Origin of the sequence: Escherichia sp. E14V7 (genome assembly GCF_004212225.1) — a bacterium.
In the GTDB taxonomy this organism is placed as follows: Bacteria; Pseudomonadota; Gammaproteobacteria; order Enterobacterales; family Enterobacteriaceae; genus Escherichia.
The window spans coordinates 18,155-40,039 of the sequence record NZ_RHJJ01000018.1; the positions used below are offsets into that span (position 1 = coordinate 18,155).

Here is a 21,885-nt window from a genome sequence, read left to right on the forward strand (position 1 = left end):
CCAGAAGATTAAAAATAAAAGGATGTTCATCAAATATAAAAATAATAGATTTTTATTCTCAGATAAAAACCTTGTATAACAATATAAACCATACAGGTATAGTATGTACAATTCCTTTTTTTCAAAAATTGATAAGCAACGGGAATGGATATGAAGCTGCTACGTGCCTTTGTAACACTTGCCAGATTAGGGAGCTATCATGATGCAGCTGAGGCCATGTACATCACTCAGCCAGCACTAACAAAGAAAATACAGTCTTTGGAAAAAATAACGGGGATTGCCCTTTTTCAACGGGGCCGTCAGGGAGCAAAACTGACAGAACCAGGAAAACAGCTTCTTTCCCGGGCTCAGAAATTGTTGAAACATTATGAAGAGTTTTCAGAATATGCACAAAATTTGCAAAAAGGAAGTTCAGGTAAGCTGACTCTTGGATTTGGGATATCCTCGTTTCAGTTAGCTCCCAGATGTGTAAGCCTCTTTCGGGAACAATACCCTGACGTTGAGGTATTACTTGATGATGTTCCTTCAGATGTGCAATGCCGTATGTTACTGGACGGGAAGCTTCTGGCTGGATTTACCCGAGAACCGTTAACAGATAAACTTAACTTCAGCCCACTGTTTACAGAAAGTCTGGTTTTGGCTATTCCAGCGGGATTTACACTTAAGTCGCAAAAGATTCAATCAATACTGAACCAATATCAACTGTTGCAAATGACCCCAGACAGAGGTCGGGGATTGGTTGAACAAACAGAAAAATTTCTGAAAGAAAACAATTACAAAGGTAAACCATCTTCTGCTGCAAACGATATCCATACTTTACTAGCTTTGGTTGCTACAGGGAACGGTGTGGCTTTACTACCCGCGGGAACCAACTATTTTTTACCTAAGGGCGTATCACTTATTAGGCCAGAGGGTAATTATACCAAATGGAATATAGGAATTGCCTGGAACCCGCAAATAAATGATATTATCAGGGATAATTTTTTACAAATAGTAAACAATATTAGATTGAATCAGTATTGTGTTAATTAATATTACAAATTGAATAAAAAAGATTAGACTCAAGTCTCAACCTGATACAAACGGGCAACTTAGTGGACAAAAAATGCGACAGCACTGTTAATAATCCTGTCGCATGCAGTTAATTACTCCGCAGAATAAATTTTCATAAACAGAAATTTATTTTTGAAACGGGTAATCATCTCAACTGTATAGTCAATCCACCAGAATCAAAATCAACACTCAATTTATTCCTGTTATCAATAGGTTTTCCATCTATGTAAACAAGATTCAAAAGATATAGCGCATTAACATCATACTGGGTTCCAATTGAATGTGCGTTTAATCTTAGCACTGCTCCTGACCCTGATTTAAAATTGAACATGCCGGGCCAGCACTTACCTGTTGGGTTAATCACTTCCTTCACAGGGTTAATAGGGACGATATCAATCAATGGATTAATTGTTACCTTTGCATTACCTGACAATTGAATAATCTTACCTTTCCCATACCCTTGTAAAAATTGAGCTGTATGAATATCCACTGTCGAGTTATCAAAAGCATTTATCGCAACGAAATCACCTGTGTTGTTGTCTGGGATGTCATTATGGATAGACATTGTGAAAATATTACCATAAGATGAATCATGAAAAGATAAACTATTCGAAAGTTTTAATTCTGATTCAAGATGTTGATCCGACCTAACATTTAGTAAGAGTGAGGAATAATTATTAAAACGCAATCCCTCAGGTTCAATACCAGCACGATTAGGTGCTGAAATCGCATAGGCATGTACATCAAGAGTGCTATACCCTGATAGCGTTGCTTTATAAAATAAACCAATGCTATCAGCCAAAATGGAAAATTTCGAATTCTGCAAACCCGTAAAATCTGTGGATGTCGCTGTCTCTAACGATGACATTCCGAGAAAAACACCCTGTAGTTCTTCCAGTGTAACACGACTGTCGTCGTACAAGCTGAAAGCAATTTTGTATTCAGGGTAATATAGAGAGGAGTCAATTAACCTTTTATTTTTTAATTTCCTATTGCCTGAAATACGGAAATCAGCTTTTTCAAAAAATTTGAAACTGGAATCTTTAGGTGCCGCAGATTGTACAGCCCAGTTAATCTGGTTGGATTTTATACTATCCGGAATAAGAATAAGAGGGCCTGATTGAGTACCATCCATAGTTACACCGTAAACATCAAGTCCGCACCCTTGCATTTTATTAAATGTTTCTGCAGGTCCCTTCAACGTAGTTTCTCCGGCAGAACGAAAAGTTTGCTGATTATTAGAATCCCAGCTAAACGTGTCATCTGTATTTTGCATAATAACCTCTTTTCAAATAGAAATTTGCAACCCAAAACAATATCAGATTGCTGATGAACTACCTGTTTTTTCAGGTAGTGGAATAAAGTGTTAATTCATTTTCTCTGGACATGAAGTAAATTCACGGCGTTATTTGCCAGAATTTAGTCACAACGCTTTATCACTTTTCTGCGATCAAGATTTTCATTAACTGACAATCTTAAAAGCAGCTGCAATGATAATGACTTGAATACTTCATTCCAGAGCACTTTAACACCATGAATATTAATGCAATTAAAGAAGAGTTGTTGTTATTTGCAAGTTATATATTGATATGGAGTGGGTTATTTTAAAATGATCAGATATCATAGAAATGATTTTTATTATAAATCTGTGATATTGGTGATGACTTATGTTTAAATTTATCTATCTAACTGCATGATTAGCAGTCATTTTAACCAATAGGGTAAGGTAATTTACTCAGATAACGTCATGTATCTCTTCTGATATATAGGTTCAGACGCAGATAAATTTACCCGTTAAATACTTTAGACGGCATAGATATTAAAAAACAACCCGCCATTATGGCGGGTTGTTTTTTAATCTGATTATTCCTGCAACTCTGTCTACTCGGGCTTATGCCGTCTTCGTTATCGCAGATATGCTGATTATCAGGATAGTTAGCTCAACGCGATAACATTCGCGGCGGCCGGACCTTTGGCCCCATTCTCGATCGAGAACTCAACTTTCTGACCTTCATCTAAGGTGCGGAAATCGTTGCTCTGGATCGCAGAAAAGTGTACGAACACGTCTTTGCTGCCATCAGCAGGGGTGATAAATCCAAAACCTTTATCTGCGTTAAACCATTTTACTAAACCAGTCATTTTGTTAGACATAAATATTACCTTCTAAATTTGTGAGCCACACAACGCGGCAAGAATGTGATCTGTATAAAGATTTTGACTTACTAAGGCACTAAAGGAGGAGACTCACGAAGAAGGGTAATCGGAAGATAACACTGAACTGAGACTGCTTTACTAAAACTGCTTTCATAAGGTCTGTCTTGCAAACCAACGATGCTATTAACGCATATTCATTATAGTTATGCAACTTTTATTTTTCATTCATGTGTTCTATTTGTTGTGCGCCATTAACAAAGGTAAGCCAGAACGCCTGTTATCCCTTCTGTCGGTGGCTGGCTTTCAACGAAAGCCGTTGGAGCGTAAGGAGAGTCGTGAGCCCCATGATGTCCGGTAGTTCTCCTCACTATATAATGCCTGAAACCAGGCAGCGTGATGGTGAGTTACCATTCGACTATTTTACATATTCTGTGCCACCACGGCGGTTTAAAATTTCGACGTTTCTCGCACGAGCACCCTGTAACACATTTTTCTGAACAGAAAACACTCAAAACAGAATGATAGCCGGACATATATTATGTTCCGGCTATTTATTAATAGCTTACTTAATAGGTTCAGCAAGTGTTGTTCTACATTTTAATTATTTTTACTACCAAATGCTCATAGCAGTCGAGTATTCAAAAACAACCACGCCATTAATAAGATGGTCTGCTGGTTTTAAATTATAAGTTCTGGCGCCAGAGTCGCTCATTGTTTTACCATTAATAAGAATCCTGTGAGTATTTTCTGATTCAACGACAAAAGTACACATTTTATCGATATCCACAGTGAGATAAGACCGCTTACCTTCATTGATATTAACGCCATTACTATAAACAATAAGGTTAGTATTAGCATAATCCTGAATCGAAAGAATAATATGGCATTTTCCTTCCGGGGGCTCAGGGAATTTCTCAGGATTCATATATGTGAAATCAGTAAATTCTACGCTTTCAGTATGAATTTTCATAGTAAATACCCCAATTATATACCGGATATCCACCCTACCTAAAAAATCCACTTCAAGATTATACTTATCGTTAGTGTATCCTATTGTTTTATCTACATCTACCCCGCAGGGGTCATCTATCATATAGATATACCTATTTCTTGGACCTTTATCGACAACATCAATAGTACTATCCTGTACTGCACAAACAGTACCCATGCCGAATGAATACGTCGTATATTCAATGCATTGACTATGGGGTTTCCCACAAATAATAATATTGTTCTCAATTACTGGAGGAGTAAGAGATTGTTGTTTTATTTCTGCAATTGGACGCCCCTCCTCATCGCCATGAAAAAGGAAAAAATTATCATTTCGCCACTTTAAGTCCCATAAAGAGATGTTTTTCAGCTTTGAAAAAAAATCAGGAATGTAGCATTTCCTCAGGTTAGGGTAAAGTGTCGTCGTCGTTAATAACCATTGCTTGAAAAAATCAGCATTTTTTAACTTTTCTTGCTCTGAAGTGGACATTTCGTTAATCCACAGAGGGTATTTAGGATGAGTAAGATTATGTGATGGTGCATATTGTACATCCTGAACGAAAACAGGCAGTGCAGGGTGATCTTGACCCGCTATCTCCGGACCGCTTTTGTATCTTAAGTTAACGATGCCCGCTGCCGCCGGTATTCCCTCGGAGAGTAATATCCCAGCGCGCTGTGCGGGTGGTTTTCATTGTAATGCGTGAACGCTGCTGCAAGGTTTTGCAGGGCTGTTCTCACATCCGGTTTTGGCATGAACGCGATATAGTCTTCTTTCATCGTCTTCACGAACCGTTCGGCCATGCCATTACTCTGCGGACTGCTCACCGCTGTTGTACAGGGCTCAAGATTCAGCTCTCTGGCGAACCTCCGCGTTTCATGCGCAGTATACGCTGAACCGTTATCCGTCAACCACTGCACTGGTGTGTCCGGCAACCTGTCGCCGAAGCGCTTTTCCACCGACCTCAGCATCACATCCTGTACGGTCGAACTGTCGTAGCCTCCCGTGCTCGCTGCCCAGTCTATGGCCTCTCTGTCGCAGCAGTCCAGCGCGAACGTCACCCGCAGTTTTTCACCGTTGTCGCAGCCGAACTCGAAGCCGTCTGAACACCAGCGCATATCGCTTTCTGCCACCGCGATTTTTCCCTTGTGTTCACGCTTCGGTCGCTCTGGTTTGTCATGCAACAACAACAGGTTATGCTCGCTCATTATCCTGTAAAGCCGTTTGGCGTTCATCGGTGGCTCTCCCTCAGTGCGACGTTGCTTGCGCAGGATGCCCCACACGCGTCGATAACCATAACTCGGCATATCGCTGATGATATCGAGGATATCCGTCAGTATTTCAGCGTCTGCTTCGTCATTACGCCGGTTACAGCGCCTGTCCTGCCAGTCGGCAGAACGGTTAACTCGCAGTGACAGCTGCGCACGCGACACGCCCATGGTGCGGCTGACCAGGGCTATTCCCCGTCCTTTGGCAACAAGGGCGCGTGCGCTATCCATTTTCGCGACTGGCCGTACTCCACCGCTTCTTTCAGGATCTCAACTTCCATCGTCTTCTTGCCCAGAAGGCGCTGAAGCTCCCGGACCTGCTTCAGAGCAGCTGTAAGCTCAGAAGCAGGAACGACTTCCTCTCCGGCCGCAACGGCGGTGAGGCTGCCTTCCTGATATTGCTTCTTCCATTTAAACAGCAGGCTGGGCTGGATACCATGCAGGCGGGCGACATGGGAGACATTCATACCCGGCTCCATCGTCTGCTGTATAATGGCGATTTTCTCCTGAGGAGTTTTACGTTTACGGACTTCTTGCCCTAACAGGATCCCGGTCATCTCAAAATTGGCGTTAGTGTTAGACATATATTCAAGCCTATCTCTTATCTGGAGATACAGCTACTGTCCGGTGTTTCTGGGGGCTACATCAAACAGGCAGTGCAGGGCTTTCTTGTGGATATGCTTCATACTCTCCCGCCGTATTCTGAATGACGATTTTCATTATGAACTTTCTTCCAGGTTTTACGTATGATGTAATATCTACGGTTAGTGTATCTTTTTTTTATCTTATTTATAAGACATGTATCTGTTATTGCATCATAGACTTGATAACATACAATCTTATCATAAATATTTCTGTCATGTGATGCACTGTCAAATTCTGCACTTTGCCATGCCAGATAATACTTAATGCCTTGCGGTGATTTTTTTCTATAATTCTGACAAAATTAACACTGAATGATGAGTCTTGCATCTTCATAAATTCTCTCACTATATTGTTACGACACGGGAATAATATTGATAATTACGCGTATAAAAATATCATGAAACAATAGATTGTCCGTAAAACGCCACAGCCTGTGCATATAGATCCATCGAATCATCCCAGAGATCTCTTGAGTTATGGGAGCGTACTTCCGAGATATATATTTCGTTATTTTCTTCCGAAAAAATTGCTGATTCATGATTACCAATTGCACCATGTAAAGGATTAGTCCACCCACTAAATAATAAAAATCCCCATTCCTGAAAAAGCCCAGAATTTACTTCACGTTTTATATCATGATATGATTCGATTTCCAGTTCATCGTAAGGGACATTGTTGATATCGCGGCGGGCAGGGAAAGTGCCTTTTTCATCCACAACCCACTTCCATGCGCTGCAGAATCCATCCCAGGTTTCGACATGTGGTTTAAAGAAGCGAAGAGGTTTAATTACATATGCTGAAATATATTTGTCTGTAACCTTATTAGTGGCAAAAATGACAAATGTTTTACCAATGCAATTTTCATCAATATCTTTTGAAAATGACACTACGCCGTCCTGATTTACAGTAACTGTGTTGTCTCCTGCATTGGTAGAAACACTCCAGTCTACCGTATTATTATAGACAACATCATTATCAACCATCATCTGAAATGTTGCCCCAGGGAATAATGTTTTTGGGAAAGACCCATTAGTCATATCTTTTTTCATATCGAAATCATAGTAATTCACCCGAACACCAGTAACTTTTGGCATAATAAATTCCTTAATTGTTTAATTGAAATAGGCTTAATAAACATAATCGGCAAAGAGATATTATTATTTTTATACAGATAAGTGCTGTCATTTATTGGTTATAAAACCATCAGCTTCGAGAATTAATTCAGCCTAAAAAATAAACTGCTATTACTTTTATCGTAATAACATCTTGTATGAGCGACTTTATGCTTCTTCCTGATGGCATCTGGATTTGGCTGTTTCGCCACAGCGTCTATGGAATGGGATATGTTCCGGGTATGGGGAATCATAATCGACTCTACTTATTAAAATGTACCTTTGAAAAAGTAGATTTTCCGAATAGTGTTTGTGTGGCACACTATGGTTAACTTTTTACGTAGCGCATCTGACGTTTTTCGCTGTTGTGAGGTCCTCTATGACCCATCTGTCCGACATTGATCCTGAGATGAATCATTTTCAACCACTCGTTCCCTCAGAGATCGAGTTATGGCCAACATCTGTAGAAAGTGGTAATTCTCTTAATCCGGCAAGGGCATACTTGCTCTCTCTTAACTCACCGCGCAGCCGACAAACCATGGCATCTTTTTTGGGAATAGTTGCCAGAATGCTCGGAGCCGCCAATGCAGAAACTTGCCCGTGGGGAAGTTTACGTCGCCACCACATCATGGCGGTGGCTGAATTGCTACGGGATACGGGTCGGGCGACGGCGACAATCAATACCTATTTGTCTGCACTTAAAGGCGTAGCGAAAGAGGCCTGGATGTTGAAGCTGATGGATGTTGAAAGCTTCCAGCACATTCTTGCAGTACGTAATTTTCGCGGTAGTAAACTTCAGCGAGGACGCGCGTTGCATCGAGCGGAGATCCGGCAGTTATTTCAGGTCTGCGAAACCGATCGTAGCTGTCGTGGTCCGAGAGACGCCGCGATGTTGGGGGTGTTATTAGGCTGTGGATTGCGTCGTTCCGAGGCGGTAGGGCTTGATTTAAGTGACATTGTCACTTATGAACGCGCATTGCGTGTCTTAGGAAAAGGGAATAAAGAACGGCTGGCTTATATGCCGGAAGGGACATGGGTAAGATTACAGACCTGGATTGAACAGGTAAGGGGAGATGCACCGGGACCGTTGTTTACGCGCATCCGCCGTTTTGATGATGTGACCTGCGCAAGACTCACTGACCAGGCGGTTTATCACATATTGCAGGTGAGGCAGCGAGAGGCAGGAATTGAAAAATGCGCCCCTCACGATTTGAGAAGAACGTTTGCTACTGCGTTGCTTGAAAACGGCGAAGACTTAATCACGGTAAAAGATGCGATGGGCCATGCCAGTGTCACAACAACGCAAAAATACGATCGCCGTGGCGAGCAACGGCTTCGTCGCGCCCGCGACAAACTGAATTTTGATTAGCGCTTCCCCGTTTTCTGCCAAAGTGCGTTTTGTTCATGCCGGATGCGGCGTAAACGCCTTATCCTGACTACAAAATCGCGCAAATTCAATATATTGCATTTATATGTAGGCCTGATAAGCGTAGCGCATCAGGCAATGTTAGCGCCAACTATACTTAATCCCCAGCATTCCCTGAGTGTCACTATAGCCTTTGTCACCTGCCTGCACGCCCACGTTGCCCCAGATGCTCAGATTAGCATTCACTTTGCCCTCCACCCCGGTACGGATTTCGCCCAGATTACGCACGCCGTCACGACTGATGCTTACGCCATCCATCTTCACGCCAAAGGTTTCGGTATTGTGGATCCAGTTTACTTCCACGAATGGCTGGAACTCACGCTGCTTACCGTCATCCATTTTGTGATGACTGTTTAGGTACGTTCTCACACCCAGACGCGTCTGGATGTTACCATCGCCCTGAGTTTCAATACGGGTCCCATCGTTTCGGTTGTGCGCATTGTCCTTCACGCCCATCCAGGTAACCTGTGCCTGCGGCTGGATATACCAGGTGTTCAGCGTGCTCCGACTGCCGGAAAGCTCCCCGGCCTTCAGGGTATAACCCGCTTCCAGTGAGGTAGTCAGTCCTTTCGAACTGGAACTGTCGCTGGCACGATTATCCGCTGCCACACTGTTATCAAACCAGTTGTACAATATCCAGCTATCGACATACGCCCCGGTTTTATCCGCCTCATTCTGGTTCCAGGTGCCGTACAGCCCGGCGCTGTAACCGTTGATACGTCCGTCAGAGCCGTACCCGGCGCGGTCGCTGCGGGTATTGCTGCGCGCGTTTGCATAACCTCCCATCACACCCAAATGCCAGCGGTCGGTGCCGTCGGTACTCCACTGTGTGATATCGCCACCCAGTTGCAGCACATAACGATTGCTCTGCGTTTTCAACTGACCGTCACCGACAACAGAGCGTTCATGACCGCCGACCTGGCGCATCCACATGCTTGCTGCCAGTCCGTCCTCTTTTAGCGCGTCGGTGTAGTGCGGTTCACCAAGACGATCGTGCAGACGGTGGTTAAACAGCGTGTTGGCGGTTGCAATATTGCTGATATAACTACCCGCTTCCGGACGTAGCGCATCTGGTGCCGTCGGATCCACTACCGGTGGTTTGACCGGAGCCTCCGGTACAACGGGTAGAACGGGTCGAACAGGTAAAACGGGACCTTTCCACTTACTGGTGAGATACCAGTTTTGCGCCGCACTGTCAGTGCCTTTCGCCAACGTATAGACATAAGCACCAGCTTCCACGGTGCCGTTGGTTAGGGCGAAGTTAGCGGAAGAATTGCCATCGACATGGACCAGTTCAATACCATTAATGGTCTGCGCTCCGGTACCGCCGACATGATTCACTGCAAGGCGGGTGTTACCGACCGTGTCGCCGTGAACAATGAGTTTGTCGGTTTTAGAATCGTCGTCCCCCAGTTCCGTATTCATCACAATCAGGCCGTCGCTGCCAGTGTAGTTACCTTCCACGGTCAGGGTTTTGAAATCATTATCGGTCGGTGCGGAAATCGCGATTGTCCCGGCACTGCTCAGATCGTTGACCTGCGAAGTAGCTGTCATGTTCCAGCTACTGGCAGCATCAATATCGACATCGGTCGGGTCGATCCACCCGATCAGTTGTGCGCCGTTTTGCAGACTCAGACGGCTACCACTGTCACCTATAATATTGCTGGTCAGTTGCGCGCCACCGTTGGAGCCATCAAGGGCAAGCTCACCCGCGTTCAGTTCAGTGTCTGCGGTCCAGGCCGTCTGTCCCGCCAGCGTCAGGCTGCCATCACCATTCTTGATGAAGCGGCCGCCAGCCACATTGCCATCGATGATGTCGCCGTCAAAACGCGTATCGTCGCTGTCTGTAGCGTTAATGGCGGTTAGCGATGCACCGTTGAGCATCAGAATGCCACCGCTGCCGCTCAGGCGGTTAGCCTGCTGGTTGTTGCCGTTCAGATCGAGTAGGCCACCATTGACGATAATATCGCTGCTGCTGTTCAGCGTGTCAGCGATATCGGTCCGCAGTGTGCCTTCATTGATGGTAGTGCTGCCGGAATAACCATTGATAGCAGAGAATATCAGCGTACCGCCGCCGGTTTTGCTGAGGCTTTTACCGTCCCAGCCGAAGCCATACGCGGTGGAGTTCAGGTTATCTTGCAGTGCGTCCCCCAGGGTAAAGCTATGATTGTCCATTATGTTGAACGTACCATGAGCACTGGAATCTTCGGTGTTTAACCAGACCAGACCAAACTGCGCAATAACATTTTTGCTGTCGTTATCTTTCTTCGCCCATCCGATCAGAAAATGATCTATATCGACATAATCCTGCAAAGCCTGTCCTGCGACGGTATAGCTGAAATCACCGCTGATCCCGTTCCGGGTGCGGATAAGGGTATACTGATTCTCATCAGAAACAGGGGCATAGCCGGAGATATCCAGCGTATTGTTCCCGGTAAGCTGGAGAGTATCGGCACTTAGTGACGGGTCACTGGCAATATCAACCTGCGCAGTTACACCGCTGCCAAAATTTGCGTCAGCAGAAACTGTCAGCGTTTCACCGGCATCAACTTTCAGCGTACCGCCAGACATATCCAACCGGTTAGCGCTTACGGAATTAGCAATCTGCAGTTCACCACTGCCTGATTTGTTCAGCGTCTGGACGTTTTCCAGCGAACCGGCAATCATGGCGCGATCGGTGATCGACAGGTTTTCGCCGCTGTTGCCCATCGTCATTAACGCGTCATGCTGGATATCCAGCGAACTGAAACTCTGCGCCATGTTCTGCGCGCTCAGTGTTCCTTCTTTGACATTGAATCCACCTGTGTTGAGGAACTGATTGGCGTTAGCCGTAGATAAGGTTCCCGTGCCGATCTTTTCCAGTTTGCCAGGGCCGGACAGGACTCCGCCGAGTGTCAGTTTATCGGCTCCGTCGGTTTCAATCGCTACCGTGTCACCTGCTGCAGTACCAATCAGCCGACTACCGGCATTCAGATTCAATTTGCTGTCGCCATTGCTCTTAATCAGCGAACCATCGGCGAAATTCATGGTGCCAGATGAAAGCACATTCACGGTATTCGCCGCCGTACTGGTTGACAATAAAGTGGCGCCGTCCCGCAATGTAAACCGCGTGCTGCTGGTGTTTATGCCATACTGAGCATTGTCTTTTAGTTCCAGTACACCACCATAAACGGTGGTATTGGCATAAATACGCGATTGCGTATTTTGAGAACCAGGCGTGAAATCTTCGCCACTAAAAGTCACTTTCCCATCGGTAGCATCACTGCCGTTGGTGGTATTAATTCCAACAATGACATTTATTGCCACGCCAGTGGAGTTGAAACTGGTTATCGGATCACGAAACAGAATCTGACGCCCAGATTCCGCAGCGATATTCAACACGCCATTCGGCTGGCGAATGTTAATAGCATTAGCAACCGCATATGTCATATTGGGCGTTAAGAGATTTCCGACCCCGGTGAAATTTTCATAGAACTGAATATCGCTATTTTCCGCATGTAGCAGACTCGTGCCGGTAAAATTCGCGCTGTTGCCGATAAGAATAGCGCCTGCATACTGGCTATTAGAATAGTTTCCATGGACTTTCATGCCATCGATACCGTTCGTTTCCATCACCAGTCCGGTCTGTGCAACGATAGCGCCTGCTGTATCCCTGACAGCCCGATTGCCATAGATATCGGCATTACCATACAACTGCACACTTCCGTCAGAAAATAATCCGCCACCCGAACTTATTGCACTGTTATTACCGATAATAATGGAGGCATCTGTACCACTGAAAATCAAATTTCCCGAGTCATGTAACCGAATGACGCCGCCGGCAATAGCGTGATTGACATTATTGGTCAGCGTGACGTTGCCTTCAAATATAATGTTGGCGTTAGTGGTATCTATCGCGGGGTCATAGGAGTAGGCGCTGTTATTGTCAAAAACAACAGTACCGTTCGCACCACGGAAAAGCACATCTGAATTTGAGATGATAAGGCCACGATAGCCATTATTGGCACGGTTATCGACAAAACGGAGCTGACTGCCATTGCCGAGCTCATACACAATTCCCGAAGCAGTGCCGGAATTATAAACAGCTCCCCCCGTGGAGTTGCTTATTGTCATATCAATACCGTCCAGCAGCTTAATCACTGCTCTTCGAGTTCCACTCAGACTAATTAAGTTAACGGCATTGCCGGTGGCATTAAACAACCAACTGTCGGACCCCAGAGTTGTATTGCGGTCGACAATAAGCGTTGCCGGTGAAGAGCTGGTACCATTAAAAATAAGATCAGCTAAACGCGTTGTCTGATTTGCGCCTGTGCCATAGATTTGTGACAGATAGACACTCTCTCCCGGCAGGATCGACACTGTTGCGGCGAGCGACGATGTAACACAGTTCAGTGTCAACACGAAAACAACCAGCGTCATCGCAGAGCCAGCCTGCACACGACGTCCGGTTCGTTTTCCCCGACTCTTTGCAAACTCCGATACCGCGCCCCAGACGCCAGTAGATTCGTTACGGACAACACGGAATACGTTGTTCATGTTATTCATCCTTTAATTATATGAACATCTCCATCTGGTACATTATTTCTATAGCATTTTACTTAAGGACTACAGGTTTATTTTATAAATAAAAGAAGCAATATTCTTATTTGCAGGGATAAATGCCTGAAGATGCCAGACATGACTGAAAAATGAGAACTCAGTGACACGGAATAGTAAAATCATCTATAGCAACTGTTGGATAAACAAAAAACGCCCTTCGACATTATTATAAAAATATAATTTATTTATAAGTACTCATTTTAATAACGGTGCGCTATTAATTACCCACGCCATTAACTGGTGTTATAACTGCAAGCAGGAACAGACGGAGTACGAACTATTATTTTATAGTTCCTTACCATGTATCAATAATGAATAAAACAAAAATAGGATAAAATAATGTCATTTAATATAATTAATACTACATACAAAAAGATAGAGAGAGATGGGCTGACTATGACTATAAGTCAACGGAAAGGTCCAGTCTGCGCAACCCTCTATTCACCAGATGGACGTAATCTTAAGAACAACCACATTTATTATCTAATTAAAATTTTTGACGCTGAAAACAATCCAATAAAAAAAAGCCCCTTCAAATATCATGTTGATGTAGTCACCAAAAATGACTGGTCCTCACTTGATACTTATCCAACACTCAAAATATCCTATGAGGGTGACGCAAAGAAATTACAACAGGATAGTTATGGATTTTATAATACAGAAACAGATCAGAATGGAGAATTTTTATTTGGTATTTTGCCCTTCCTTACTCTGAACAACGCAGAAACTCTGATAGAAAAAACAATGGTACCTTATGTACAAAGTATAACTCTTACCTTTTATCTTGGTGATATCAGTACCGATCTTGTCGTTGAAACTCCATATAATTTAGATTTACGCACATATGACGCAGTAGACATGGTTGTCAATAGTACTGGTGATTTCCGTGATTTAACTGATACAGTCACATTAATTCCTGGCGGGAATATATGTTGTAATCGTAAAGTATGTTTTTGTTTTAGCGGGGAACTGGAATGTGAAGTAGCCTCCTCCATAGAGGGGGTAGCTATTATGGATGTGGATAAAAATAATCAGGTAACGATGCCCTTTACAGAAGAGGAAATTGCCAATCGTGAAGTCTGGGCATATACAAGTTTTGCATGGTGTGCGATGTCCCCACTGCGCATCCGCGAAGCCAATTCTTCCCGGCAACTGCATGTCAGTCCGCAAAACAACAGCAATATCTTTCCTGGGCAGACGCTCTATGCCACTTTCCGCTATCAACTGAAAGCGGGTGAAAGTTTTTCCGGAACCGGCTGTCCCTTTACATTAAACCGGGGGAATTTCTATCCTCCTGAGATTTCCTGGTGGCAGGAAGGGAATACCTTATATGGCGGCTGTTTACTGACCGTGGATGACAGCCTGATGCAAGGCGATCTGTTGTCGTGGACGGTTTCCTGCTGCCTTGATAATTCCGGAGTTCCGGTAGCCTCTGAAACGGTGAACTGGAATGTAGCCTGGGATGCCGATATCAATGTTGACGTCACTTTTGTCGCCGATACACCGGTGTTAATTGATTACAGCAATGACGACACCCGACCGTTATCCTCACGGCCCGCGATGACCTGGCGGCTGACCGTGCCGGGACTGAGTAACACCCAGGCCTGTTTTTACCCCCTTGTGACCCGCATTACCGAAGATGCCATTATCAGTGACGCGTCGTTCAGTGAAATTGCGCCCTGCATGGCTGACAGAACCAGCGGGGATTATTTTTACGTCATGCTGGACGACCAGGGGAGTGCCGTCATTAATGTGCAGCCCCGGGAAAACCGCACGCTGCTTACCGCGTTCAGCGCCGGGATTTACGGTGTCGGGACGATGATTAACACCGCGAACTTTTTTATTAACAGTGCCTGGGAGTCCGCGACGGCCCCTTCCGTCAGCGTGACGGAAGGGCAGAACCCTCAGGCCCGCCCCGGTGACGACAACTATGGTCTGGCAACATTCCCGCTGCTTTCGAACTGGGAGGCAGTGAAACAGCACGATCTGCTGGGCGGTGCCGTGTATCTGTTTGCCGGCGAAGAGGTGCAGAGAAAGAACCACTACACCCCACTGATGTTACTGGGAAAAACGCAGATCCCGCTTAAAGCCGGTGGTGGCGCGCCCGATATCGCCCTGTATTTTACCGAGTCTAATTTTGAGACCGGAAAGACCTATTACATCCATGCCTGTCTTGTTGAAAATGCTTATCTGCACAAGGGCGTAAATTACCTCCGTTTGCAGGAAATCAGATTCGAAATTCCGCAGGAGCAGCCTGCCGTGCCGGAAGGGGTGAAGCGAACCTATCGGGCACCGCAATTTGTCTGTAAAGACGGCGCGGTTATTGATGAAGATGATGTCCTGCTCGGGCGCAATGAAATCGGTTATCAGGGGCTGGAATACCGTATTCCGTTATCCGGCGGGCAAAAACACCTGGTGGCGGGAGATCAGATAATGGCCACGGCGTATCTGCACGCGTGGAATAAGCAGACGCAGGAAATGGAAAACAGTAATCCGCTGTTAAAATTAAATCAGCCCCATACCGTAACAGATGCCGATATAAATCGGGGCTATCTGACGGATGTTATTTCCATAGACGATCTGGCGGGCTGTGATATGCCCCCGCAGGGCGTGGATCAGAGCACGCTGAGAGTGGAATACTATTGTCAGAATAAGCAGGAATACTCTTATCTGCGCGAAGTGTTCATTGATATGTATCCGTAGTCATCGGAAATACCCAGCCTTTCTGGCTGGGTATTATCACGTGTGACATTAGCATGAACCATTACACAATCTGTCAAGAGCCAGGTTCAGATGTCTGTTTCCGCCATTTCATCATCACTGATTGGCGTAGCGTTTTTTGCCAGCATTCCCACTTTGCGTTTTTCCTTTAACCGGCAGCTTTCTCTTTTGATGTTCAGTGTGGTGGACAATCCCGTAGATATATATATCCGCACGCTTTAGTTCTGTTATATTTTTTTCGACAAAATAATCAAAACAGTAAATAAAATAAACGTTAGGTATTTTCTTTATGCGTTCTCTTTACATGTTGAGACTTCGAGTAATACTGTAAACCATATACGTTATAATCGCTAACCGACAAATAATCCAGAAAATTTAATTTATATGCCAGAGTAAACAAGCTGTTCATTTCAAAAATATGTTTGTAAAAGTGTATAGTATTCTGATTGCCGAAGTTTAACTGTGCAGGAGAAAATTTAGCAGATGAGAAAATTGGGGCACACTCGTCAACATTAACTGTTCTAAACAATAATGAAATAGCGGTACTTACATCATCAAAGCCTCTTAATTTCGTGCTGTTAAAATAGAACGTTCTTGCCGTAATAGTTATAGTAATCCGTCCGTCTCCGCAATCATCCAATATTCCCAGAACGCATGGTTCACAAAATGTGTTTTTCGCATATTTTCGCTCTTCATTACAAAAACAAGTTTTTAAATGTAACTCAGTGACCTCGTTTTATACGTGCTAAACTTATGCCATGTAATTGTAACTTTCTTTGCATTACCAATTATAATGCAACTTTTGGTACATACACCCCCAGATACTCCTTCTTCACCGTATTGCCTGGTCACGGTAAATTTATCTCCTGATGACTCCTTTCCTTCCACACGATCCAGTAAATTGTGATCATGTCTTCAGTTTCTTCCCGAAACACATAAATTTGTGAACACAACAAACTGAGTGATATCTCCGGTGACTTTAATAGTTTCGAATTAGATATACGACCTCTCGGTTTAAAATAACCATACCGAAGAGATTATCAGTTTTTTTTCACAAATGGGACTTTTTTTTGTGTTTTTTTGAGGCATTTTGAATGCTTGGAGTGCAGCTGGAAGTTAACAGTTTGAAAAGCACGTCAGATGGGAATGGGAGAGTCGTATGAGGATGTTTTCTAATGCTACATAAAAGTAACTTTTTTGACAATGGGTATTGGTATTATTGTGAGTTGATAGGTACTGTTTTGTCATTTAAGTTATACATATATCTAGTGCCACTTTTTCGAGAAAAATGATCCTATGATTTTTGTACATAGTGCCACTTTTAAAAAAAGTGACCCTATATCGTGATTACATAGGGTCACTTTTCATCAATAAGTGACCCTATGCGAGGTGCACATAGGGCCATTTTTAAGGAAAAAGTGACCCTATGTCGTAGTCATCCTAAGCAATTAGAGATATAATCACGCAAAGACGTTTTTTCGCGAAAGTTTCTCGGCATATCGCAGATACTGATTGCAGTATTGCGTTTTTTTAAGCAGTAAAATTTTCGTTAGCAGGCTCAGGGGTTTTGAGAAAACCCTGGAGACTTTGGTTAAAAAGTGATACAAGTAAGGACAATAGTTTAATGGATGGTTTAGAAGCTTAAATCGATAGTTCAAAATTTATAAAAGTTACTTTTCCATCTCCAAAACCGATCTTTTAATTCGAGTAGAAAATTATTGCAATTGTATTTATGCAAGGGCAATGGAAAGTAAATCAAACAACGTCGATATAGCTGAACAACTCAACAGGTTCCATTCCTTGATGCAGGTTGGCAGCGTGCGACATACACTTCACTGCAACCTCTGCTGAATATTATTATCAACCTTGCATCCTTGATATACAGTGATTATAGTTGTAAACGACTAGCATACAGGGGTACGCGTTGGTTATATCATTTTTAATGAGACTAACCAGTCCAGCGCCTGAATGGAGAGAGTGAAATTCAATTTCACTCTCTCTTTTTCATCTAACCCTTTATTGTCAAGGAGTTATACAGATTCATTTGTAATTAGTCGTGATTAGATCTGACACATTGCCTTGTTACTCATTGCGAAAATGAGTAGCGAAGTGCATATCCAGTTATTAAACAGATTAAGAAAACGATAACTAATTAGTGGAGTTGGTTCCTTGAACAGAGAAGATGTCCATCAACTGGCTACGCAATTGTTTGAAGGTAACGAAAGTGCGGCCCAAAAGTGGTGCCATGAACCCAACCGAGCGTTACGGTGGCAACCCCCTGAAGAACTTATGGGGAGCGAATCAGGAATCCAAACGGTAATAGCGTTAATAACACGACTAGAGCAAGGCGTGTATTCTTAGACCTTCTGCCCAGAGCCGTTCTGTAGTTTTATCATCGCATCAAGCAAATCGTTTTCATCCCGTGAATGCTGAGACTTGTTCCGGGTCACATCGGGGCTATTCACCGATGGAAGAGCTTTAAAACGACGGTTATCCCTTTGTTCCTGTGCCAGCTTCGCCACATACAATACTTGGCCCAAATTCTGGGGTTAACAACTTACCCAGCCGAGGAAAACATCTGCAGTCCTCAAATAGACATTAGCATTGAGCCCCTACACTCGCACCAGTTGATAGTTCACTGCTTGTATGTGCTATAGCGTAAAGAGATACCGAAAGTATCCGCGTCAGCACCTGAAGAATTTAAGAGCCTGGAAGGAGGAAGGTTGCCAAAGGATGACGATGGATGCATGGGCAGTAATGCCGTGTTTGGTGTGATCACTCACATCATCAATGATGCCTGGAGTGGGGAAATTTGACGATTGCCCGGTGATTTAAGGCGCAAAGAAGTGGTATTTCGTGTCATTAAAACCCATGATTGTATACACATAACGAGTACACGAGGTTTTTATGCAATCCATCAACTTCCGTACCGCACGCAGCAACCTTACTGAAGTGCTCAACAATGTTGAAGCCGGGGAAAAGGTTGAAATCACCCGCAGAGGCCGCGAGCCAGCTGTAATTGTCAACAAGGTTACTTTCGAAGCCTACAAAAAAGCGACGCAGGATGCCGAATTTGCATCCCTGTTTGACACACTGGATTCCACCAACAAGGAACTGGTTAACCGATAATGAGGCATATATATCACAGGAAGAGCTTATTGCGCTTCATGATACGAATATAAGCCACTACGGCCTACCGGGCATGTCGGATCCGGGTAGGGCAGAAACTGTAGTGGCATAGTGAATTTGGCCACCTGAATAGAGGTGATATCATCACCTCATAGTCAAAACAGGTGACATTATGACCGGACGTAACAGACGCAATTTTAGCCCCGAGTTTCGCCTCGAGGCTGCCCAGCTTGTACTCGATCAGCATTACACCGTTGCCGCCGCTGCCACTGCGATGAATGTCGGCAAATCCACGATGGATAAATGGGTTCGACAACTGAAAGAAGAGCGAGCGGGAAAATCACCCATAGCTTCACCCATGACACCTGAGCAGATTGAAATACGTGAGTTGAAGAAAAGACTTCAACGCGTTGAAATGGAAAGGGATATATTAAAAAAGGCTACCGCGCTCTTGATGTCAGACTCCCTGAACAATTCTCATTAGTTGAGAAACTCAGGGCGCGGTTTCCTGTTGCCGTTATGTGCAACGTGTTTGGGGTTCATCGCAGCAGTTATAAATACTGGCGGCAGCCCAGGAAGCCTGACGCCACGAAAGTGGCATTACTGAGCCTTGTGCGTGAAGTTTATCACGAAAGTAACGGTTCAGCAGGAGCGCGAAGCATTGCCGCAATGGTCACCACCAAAGGTATAAAACTGAGCCGCTGGCGGGCAACAAAGCTGATGAAAGCGCTCAATATTATCAGCTGTCAGCAACCTGGCCATCGTTATAAGAAGGTGTCTAAGGAACACATTGAGATCCCTAATTATCTGGATCGCCAGTTTGCTGTTACCGAGCCTAATCAGGCTTGGTGCGGTGATGTGACTTATATCTGGACGGGAAAACGCTGGGCTTATCTGGCTGTTGTACTCGATTTGTTTTCCCGTAAACCGGTTGGCTGGGCGATGTCATTTTTCCCTGATTCCGCACTGACAGGTAAAGCCCTGTCGATGGCCTGGGAAGCACGGGGGAAACCGGCTAATTTACTGTATCACTCGGATCAAGGCAGTCACTATACCAGCAGGAATTTCAGACAGTTACTGTGGAGATATCAGATAAAGCAAAGCCTGAGTCGCCGGGGAAATTGCTGGGATAACAGCCCAATGGAACGGTTCTTCAGAAGCCTGAAAACAGAGTGGGTACCGGATAATGGCTACGCGAATTTTAGCGAAGCCAGCACGGCAATAACGAATTACATCACAGGATATTACAGCCAGCTCAGACCTCATCAATATAATGGTGGTTTGACGCCGAATGAATCAGAACGATTGTTCTGGAAAAACTCTAAAGCTGTGGCCAGTTTTTGTTGACCACTATACCTCTCGCTTTGATTTACCTCGTATAGTGTATCTCCACTACACCGGGTGGCATCAGCCCCATTACCCCGATGCAGTCCATTTTCTTCTGCCTTTTCTGGGTGTCTTGTATGTATTTTAGCCAAGAATGTGATCCTCACCCGGTATAGTGGATCACGTTATTGCCACCATACCTGATAGCGTGGCGGCACGGTTAGGAAACTTTACCTGGTACAGTGTATCGTGAATGATGATCGGCTCTGATAACGTGATGATACTGAAGTGAAAGCTGTACCCTGTGTAGTGGATCCAGTGAAAGTGCGCACCCGGTATAGTGTGCTTCATGGCTGAATCGGAGTTTACCGCAGGTAGCCCTGCATCCATCATCATAACAGACACTGTCCGCAGGACTCGCGAGCCGTATGTGGGGTCGGTTTGGGAAATGGAAAATTTTGTACGTTAAGCGCATTATTTAACCACTCCTGATTTGTAAGGGCCTGATTTAAAGTCAGTGGTCATCGCATTTAGGTTATCCGATTGAGTCAAGACCCCCTAAGAAATGCCGTATAGTTTTTTTTCACCGGAAACCTGGATTTTTCCGCGCCCAGTAACCACGGGCGCGGTTTCGTAAACGACCGGTTGAGAAACAACGATTTTGATGCTGAAACCTGCCACATAACCCGTAACTTATTCAACGTCATACAAATCAGATAGTTTTTAAAACGAAATACCCTCCATTACTTACAATGTTTTTCCTATAAGTCCGCTTTCGGATTTTTATCACAACAGCATGTAACAAAAAATGTAACTGTTACAGTGAGTTATCAGTGCAAAGGTACACATCCGCACTAGGCAATCATCCCACTCATTGCATTGATCTTAACCAATAAAAGATCACATATGAAACATTCAACCGCCAGGGCACCTATTTATAGTTAATCCCCCTGTAAATGACGACATAAGCAGTGAACAAAAAAACCTTTACCCCAATACTTAGAGATGCGCCCTGTTACATGGTAGATGAAAATTCTTAATAGAATTACAATGACAGATTTTTGATCTGCAAAGTTGATATTTTTTAGCAAAACGCTCTATCATCGCTTTGTAAAGATACCTCGTGGTAACTATCACCACTGCCCAACAAAGGGAATGATATGGCAGATTCCAGCTTCCAGAATGAAGTGCCAAAAGCACGCGTCAACATCCAGCCTGACCTGCACACGGGTTCTGCCCAAAAGAAAGTAGAGTTGCCCTTAAAACTTCTCGCGGTGGGAAATTTCAGCAACGGCAAAGAAACTCTCCCGTTTTCTGAACGCAGCAAGTTAACTATTTCAAAACACAACTTTAATAGCGTTCTATCCGAGCTTAACCCAGAGTTCAGTATTGATGTTGCCAACACCCTGAGAGGGTATGGACGTCAATCTGTCGCTGGTATCTCAGATGCCGAAAGCAAAAGCA

12 protein-coding genes and 2 pseudogenes are annotated in these 21,885 nt (G+C 44.3%); 7 read left to right on the forward strand and 7 right to left on the reverse strand.

The window, feature by feature from the left end; genetic code table 11:
• Positions 1 to 150 precede the first annotated feature (150 nt).
• Positions 151 to 1,032 (forward strand): LysR family transcriptional regulator, encoded by an 882-nt coding sequence (locus D9741_RS19740; RefSeq protein WP_240730457.1) that lies wholly within the window; start codon positions 151 to 153, stop codon positions 1,030 to 1,032.
• 166 nt (positions 1,033 to 1,198) lie between these two features.
• Here D9741_RS19740 and D9741_RS19745 read toward each other — a convergent pair whose 3' ends face one another.
• The 5 genes from D9741_RS19745 to D9741_RS19765 form a co-directional block, all read right to left on the reverse strand.
• Positions 1,199 to 2,329: a hypothetical protein gene (locus tag D9741_RS19745; protein ID WP_130210287.1), complete on the reverse strand. Its 1,131-nt coding sequence runs from the start codon at positions 2,327 to 2,329 to the stop codon at positions 1,199 to 1,201.
• Positions 2,330 to 2,988: 659 nt separating this feature from the next.
• Positions 2,989 to 3,204, reverse strand: coding sequence for a cold shock protein CspG (gene cspG, locus D9741_RS19750; RefSeq protein ID WP_130210289.1), 216 nt, complete (start codon positions 3,202 to 3,204; stop codon positions 2,989 to 2,991).
• A 613-nt stretch (positions 3,205 to 3,817) separates the two neighbouring features.
• Positions 3,818 to 4,687, reverse strand: a complete 870-nt coding sequence (locus D9741_RS19755; RefSeq protein WP_130210291.1) for a hypothetical protein — start codon at positions 4,685 to 4,687, stop codon at positions 3,818 to 3,820.
• A gap of 125 nt (positions 4,688 to 4,812) precedes the next feature.
• Positions 4,813 to 6,020, reverse strand: a protein-coding gene (locus tag D9741_RS19760) for an IS3 family transposase (RefSeq protein ID WP_130210307.1) whose coding sequence is annotated in 2 segments (ribosomal slippage) — positions 4,813 to 5,699 and positions 5,699 to 6,020 — 1,209 coding nt in all. Because the reading frame shifts where the segments join, the coding sequence is not laid out codon by codon here.
• A 483-nt stretch (positions 6,021 to 6,503) separates the two neighbouring features.
• The gene (locus D9741_RS19765; RefSeq protein WP_130210293.1) at positions 6,504 to 7,202 is read right to left on the reverse strand and encodes a hypothetical protein; all 699 of its coding nucleotides are present in this window, start codon (positions 7,200 to 7,202) and stop codon (positions 6,504 to 6,506) included.
• 397 nt (positions 7,203 to 7,599) lie between these two features.
• Between D9741_RS19765 and D9741_RS19770 the strand changes: the two genes are divergently transcribed.
• Positions 7,600 to 8,589 (forward strand): tyrosine-type recombinase/integrase, encoded by a 990-nt coding sequence (locus D9741_RS19770; RefSeq protein WP_130210295.1) that lies wholly within the window; start codon positions 7,600 to 7,602, stop codon positions 8,587 to 8,589.
• A gap of 138 nt (positions 8,590 to 8,727) precedes the next feature.
• Here the strand turns inward: D9741_RS19770 and D9741_RS19775 are convergent, their stop codons facing one another.
• The gene (locus tag D9741_RS19775) at positions 8,728 to 13,182 is read right to left on the reverse strand and encodes an autotransporter outer membrane beta-barrel domain-containing protein (protein WP_165383302.1); all 4,455 of its coding nucleotides are present in this window, start codon (positions 13,180 to 13,182) and stop codon (positions 8,728 to 8,730) included.
• A gap of 402 nt (positions 13,183 to 13,584) precedes the next feature.
• On the opposite strand from D9741_RS19775, the gene D9741_RS19780 reads away from it, so the two are divergent.
• Positions 13,585 to 15,948 carry a hypothetical protein gene (locus D9741_RS19780; protein ID WP_130221287.1) on the forward strand — a complete coding sequence of 788 codons (2,364 nt, stop codon included), beginning with the start codon at positions 13,585 to 13,587 and terminating at the stop codon, positions 15,946 to 15,948.
• A gap of 86 nt (positions 15,949 to 16,034) precedes the next feature.
• On the opposite strand, the pseudogene D9741_RS23505 reads toward D9741_RS19780, so the two are convergent.
• Positions 16,035 to 16,154 (reverse strand): annotated as a pseudogene (locus tag D9741_RS23505) (AAA family ATPase); the annotation flags it as partial.
• 2,017 nt (positions 16,155 to 18,171) lie between these two features.
• Here D9741_RS23505 and D9741_RS19785 point away from each other — a divergent pair.
• From D9741_RS19785 to D9741_RS19805, 4 genes and pseudogenes are all read left to right on the forward strand, one after another.
• A complete protein-coding gene (locus D9741_RS19785; protein ID WP_240726364.1) occupies positions 18,172 to 18,327 on the forward strand; it encodes an MbcA/ParS/Xre antitoxin family protein in 156 nt (51 codons plus the stop codon).
• Positions 18,328 to 18,873: 546 nt separating this feature from the next.
• Positions 18,874 to 19,095 (forward strand): type II toxin-antitoxin system prevent-host-death family antitoxin, encoded by a 222-nt coding sequence (locus tag D9741_RS19795; RefSeq protein WP_130210301.1) that lies wholly within the window; start codon positions 18,874 to 18,876, stop codon positions 19,093 to 19,095.
• Between the two features lie 172 nt (positions 19,096 to 19,267).
• A protein-coding gene (locus tag D9741_RS19800; protein WP_130219387.1) for an IS3 family transposase occupies positions 19,268 to 20,442 on the forward strand; the annotation gives its coding sequence in 2 pieces (ribosomal slippage) (positions 19,268 to 19,526 and positions 19,526 to 20,442; 1,176 coding nt in all).
• 1,139 nt (positions 20,443 to 21,581) lie between these two features.
• Positions 21,582 to 21,848 (forward strand): annotated as a pseudogene (locus D9741_RS19805) (type VI secretion system contractile sheath small subunit); the annotation flags it as partial.
• Positions 21,849 to 21,885: the final 37 nt, after the last annotated feature.